Annotated in this window: 3 protein-coding genes and 2 pseudogenes; 2 read left to right on the top strand and 3 right to left on the bottom strand. The window is 69.7% G+C overall.

Features of this window, described 5'->3' with window-relative positions; translation table 11 throughout:
• The first annotated feature begins 375 nt into the window (after nt 1-375).
• On the top strand, nt 376-978 hold the full coding sequence (locus ACFQ87_RS44635; protein ID WP_380616781.1) for a hypothetical protein: 603 nt from the start codon (nt 376-378) through the stop codon (nt 976-978).
• A 373-nt stretch (nt 979-1,351) separates the two neighbouring features.
• A pseudogene (locus ACFQ87_RS44640) lies at nt 1,352-2,449 on the top strand (integrase core domain-containing protein).
• Nucleotides 2,450-2,486: 37 nt separating this feature from the next.
• Here the strand turns inward: ACFQ87_RS44640 and ACFQ87_RS44645 are convergent.
• The 3 genes and pseudogenes from ACFQ87_RS44645 to ACFQ87_RS44655 all read right to left on the bottom strand — a co-directional run.
• Nucleotides 2,487-3,317 carry a hypothetical protein gene (locus ACFQ87_RS44645; protein WP_380616782.1) on the bottom strand — a complete coding sequence of 277 codons (831 nt, stop codon included), beginning with the start codon at nt 3,315-3,317 and terminating at the stop codon, nt 2,487-2,489.
• Nucleotides 3,318-3,404: 87 nt separating this feature from the next.
• Nucleotides 3,405-3,623 (bottom strand): hypothetical protein, encoded by a 219-nt coding sequence (locus ACFQ87_RS44650; protein ID WP_380616783.1) that lies wholly within the window; start codon nt 3,621-3,623, stop codon nt 3,405-3,407.
• Nucleotides 3,624-3,834: 211 nt separating this feature from the next.
• Nucleotides 3,835-4,371, bottom strand: a pseudogene (locus ACFQ87_RS44655) (transposase); the annotation flags it as partial.
• Nucleotides 4,372-4,452 lie beyond the last annotated feature (81 nt).

Below are 4,452 nucleotides of genomic sequence, written 5' to 3' on the forward strand. Positions count from 1 at the left end.
CCCTGCGCGTATCTCACAACCAACAGCTACCGGAGCCGTCCGGCGCCTGTCAGCCGAACGACCCCGACATCACCCGATCAAGCTCAGTAGCCACCCAACGCACGCGCCTTGCCGCGGCGTCCTACAACCATGACGACGGCAGCCGCCGACAGTACCATCGGACTACCCCGCCCCCCGAGCGGATACGAACCCAGAGCCGGGACGGGAACCCTTGAACAGGCCGCAGCGGCGGCCCAGCGCCCTCCCGCCAACCCGGGCTTGCCCAGCGTGACCGCGAGTTGATCTGCGGCGCTGCTCGGTTCGGGCATTCCCCGGACGCCCGCGCGGGCTGTACGATGCGCGCCTGACCTGCGGCCGCAAAGGGGGGAGCCGACGGTGCTCTGGGGCGGACTCGCGTTGTGCGTGCTGCTCGGCGGCGAACTTGGCGCGGTCACCGCGGGGTTCGCCAACCTCGGTACGAGGGCCGCCGTGGGATTGATCGTCGCCGGCCTCGTCCTCGCGCCGTGGACCGGCCTGGCCGGCTTCACCGTGCTGCATCGTGTTCTACGCCGGCGCCGCGGGCTGCACGGCCCGCCGGTCATGGAAACGGCTGCCGCGAAGATCGAAGCGGTCCGGGAGATCCGGGAAGGCGAGGAAGTCCTGCTGCAACTCGACCTCACGGTCGCACCGGCCACCCGGCCTGCCTACCGCGCCAACGCGGGCGTCGATGTGCACCTGTCGGAGGTGAACGACTACCGCGTCGGCCACGTCGTTGTCATCGACTACGACACCGCCCGCCCCTGGCGCATCGTGGTGCGCAAGCAACCCGGCGCCGACTGGGCCGCACGCCTGGCAGCCATCCGCATCGACACCGCGCCACCCACCACCCGCCGAACCGCGCCGCACCGCGAGCACCTCGGCACCGCCCCGCTCTACCTCACGGCCACCACGGCAGGGCTGCTCGCCTCACTCTGGCCGCTATGGGCCCTGTGCAGCTGAACAGCGGCCCGGCGACGCAAGAAGGAACGGAGGAACGGCGGGCCGAACGGAGCCGGGACCACGCTGCCGGCCGCCGACTGGGGCACGTCCCCCATTGGCGGTGGAACCTCCTGTTCAGCAGCGGCACGCTTGGCCGGAGTTAAGACCCAGCACCCGCACACGTGATCCGGGAGGCGCTCGGGGTCGGGGTTCTCGCACCACGGGTCGAGGCAGTACGGCCCGAAGTTAGTCGTGTCGTAGACCATGAACAACGCCCAGGAATCGGGAGAACGGACAGGGATGACACACCCCCAACTGGCAACGCTGAGCCTGCCGAGAATGTCATCCATGCAGCTCAAGGACTTGCTTGGTGGCTGCGGCAGGATGATCACTCGTGTTGCTCCGTCTGGCATACCTGACCGTTACCAACGCGTTCGCTGCCTTGAGGCTGCTGCCGATGAGCGACCGGGACAAGGATGTGGAGATCCTCTCCCTGCGCCATCAGCTCACCGTCCTTGAGCGCCAGCTCGGCGCGGACAGGGTGAAGTTCCTCCGGAGGACCGCGCTTTGCTCGCCGCGCTCCTCGCTCCGCTGCCGCGCGAGGTCCTGCGTTGCCTGCGACTGCTGGTCCAACCGGACACCGTGCTGCGCTGGCACCGCGACCTGATGAAGCAGCGCCACGCCCGCCTCAGCCGGCCGAAGCGGCCGGGCCGCCCGCCCACCGCCCGATCGATCCCCGTCCTGATCCCGCGCCTGGTACAGGAGAACCCGTCATGGGGCTACAGGCGCGTGCACGGCGAACTCGCCACCCTGGGCATCAAGGTCGCCGCCTCCACCGTCTGGGAGATCCTCAAAGCCGAAGGCATCGACCCCGCGCCCGACCGCAGCACCACCACCCGGGCCGACTTCCTGCGCTCCCAGGCCAACGCCATCCTGGCGTGCGACTCCACCGAGACCATCACCCTGACCGGCCAACGCCAGTACATCCTCGCGGCCATCGAGCACACCTCCCCGCCACATCCGCATCCTGGGCACCACCACGCACCCCACCGCCCACTGGGCCAGCCAGACCGCCAGGAATCTGATCACGGACCTCAAAGACACCAGGGCCGCCGTCAACTACCTGATCCGCGACCGGAACGCGAAGCTCCCAGCCCCCTTCGACCAAATCCTCGGCGACGCCAGCATCCAGGTCATGCTCTCCGGCACCCGCATGCCACGCATGAACGCCATCATGGAGCGCCGGGTGCAGACCCGCCGCCACGAACTCCTGGACCGAACCCTGATCCGGAACGAGCACCACCTACGCCACGCCCCGCGCGAATTCGAGCACCACCACAACCCGCACCAGCCCCACCAGGCCATGAACCAGGCTGCGCCCCTACGCGTGGTGCCCGAGCCGATCACTGATCCCGGACGAATCTCTCGCCTGGACATACGCCGACACGACCGGCTCGGCGGAGTGATCCACGAGTACCGACACGCCGCGTGACCTGGCTGGATGAGATATTCGGCAGGCACACGGCTGGTCAACGCCGGACGTAGAAGGTGGCCGTGTCGCGGTTGCCAAGCCAACGCAGTGTCAGCGGGCACCGGGAGAGCGGGCGCCAGCGGGCAGCAAGCTCGGTGAAGAAGGACTCATCGGCGCAGATCCCGCCAGCGCCGTCGCCGAGGTAGAACAGGCCGGGGCCCTGGTAGGCGCGCAGGGTATCCGCAGCCATCGGGTCGCGGTGCGGGGGCCAGAGCAGCGCCAGCACCCGCTCGGGGTGTGCGGCGGCGTCCTCGGCGGCCCGGCCCGGACGGACCTCGGTGAACTGGAAGCGGTCGGTCCAGCCGTTGCGCTCGGCGCGGGCCTCGGCGTCGGTGGCCAGGACGTCGACGCCCCGGGCGCGCAGCAGCCACGCCCAGTAGCCGCTGCCCGCGCCGACCTCCAGCAGGCCGCGCCCGTCCAGGCAGTCGCCGATCCAGTCCAGGGCGGTGCGCGAGGCCAGCGCCCAGCTGTAGATGCGGGAGAGCTCCTGGCGCCGGGGGAGCGGCGGTCCCAACTCCGCGGGCAGGTGGTCAAAGACGTCGATCACGGGCGACCGGGGAGTACCGTGGCGCAGCGCGGGATACCAGAGCAGCGGGATCATCTGGGGGTTCTGTGCGGCGAATTCGATGTCCTGCTCTGGCAGCAGCTCGCCGAGCGGCCGGAACGGCCGGCCCCATCCGGCGTGGTGCAGCTCGGGGCGGGAGGCCCAGAGCCGGACCAGCCGCTCGGCGGTTTCGGCGATGAGCCGGACGGCGGGGTCGCCCACCTTGGCACCGGACCGGTCGCAGGACTGGTCGGCTGGCGCCGTACCGTCGGGGCTGGGGTTCACGGGATCTGCTGCCAAGGGGGCGGCCACGCCTTCGTGCACGTCAGGAGCCGTTCACGGTCCGCTGGTTGTGGTCAGGGCGGTAGCGACTCATTGCACGTAGCCGTGGTCCGGGACGACCAGGCTGTCGGTGGCGTCTGCAGGCTGGGTGTGCGCGACCGTGGGGTCCGAGAGTGCCATGTGGGCCTCGACCACGATGCCGTGGGACGAGGTGGGCAGCGCTTCCGTGCTCACTCCCACGGCCGCGGCGGCGGCGAGGGCAGCGGTGGCGGCGCCGATCAGGACGGTGTGACGATTGCTCAGCTCCATGGCACAGTCCTCCAGGTTGCGGAATTACCTCGGGCAGCGTAGCCAGGAAGATCATTTCGATCAATCTGTTTTTGGGTTGATCACACGCGACCCTGCCCGGCCGGACGGCACCCGCACAGCGCAGTGTGCGGGTGCGTCCGGTGTCAACGCGGGTTCACAGGGCTCGGTCATGGTCCTTGACCTTTTGAGGCTCTCCTGCTTGATGTGTGGGTCAGGCTGTCGTGGGTTGGCGTCCTGGGAGGGTGGGGCGGGGGCCTGCGAGGGTGAGCATGACCAGGGCGATGACGGCGTCTGCGGAGTGGAAGCCGAAGCCTCGGCGGATGATCAGTCGGGTCTTGGTGTTGGTGGCCTCGATCAGGCCGTTGGACAGGCCGGTGATCAGCGCGGAGCGGATGGCGTCGTAGTGGCGTGTGATCGTGCGTTGGAGATCGACGAAGGCGGGGATGCGGCAGCGGAGGGCCCAGCCGATCCACTGGTCCAGGGCCTTGAGGGCGGCGGTGGGGCGGTGCTTGGCCAGAGCGAAGACGGCTCGTAGGGCTTCCTTCAGTCGCCAGGCGCGGTGCAGGCGCGGGTCTGTGGCCGCGATCCAGGCGAGCTTGGCGGCCTGGCGGTCGGTCAGGTCCTCGGCGTTCTTCCACAACGCGAAGCGGGAGTCCTTCAACGCCCTCGCCTTGTCCCGGTCGCCGAGCTCGCGCCGGGCTCGGTTTCACGAGGCCCGGCGCTCGGTGTTCAACGCCTCGGTGGCCCAGTGGAGTCGGACCGGGGCGCGGTGCCAGCGTTTCGGCTGGTCCGTTTCCCCGGCCCGCTCCCCGAACCGGACATGCGAGTT

It is taken from the genome of Kitasatospora sp. NPDC056531 (genome assembly GCF_042794375.1).
Classification (GTDB): Bacteria; Actinomycetota; Actinomycetes; order Streptomycetales; family Streptomycetaceae; genus Kitasatospora.

Excerpts from the sequence above, each read along its gene's own strand:
- ACFQ87_RS44650 (WP_380616783.1), bottom strand. The coding sequence starts at position 3,623 with ATGGAGCTGAGCAATCGTCACACCGTCCTGATCGGCGCCGCCACCGCT.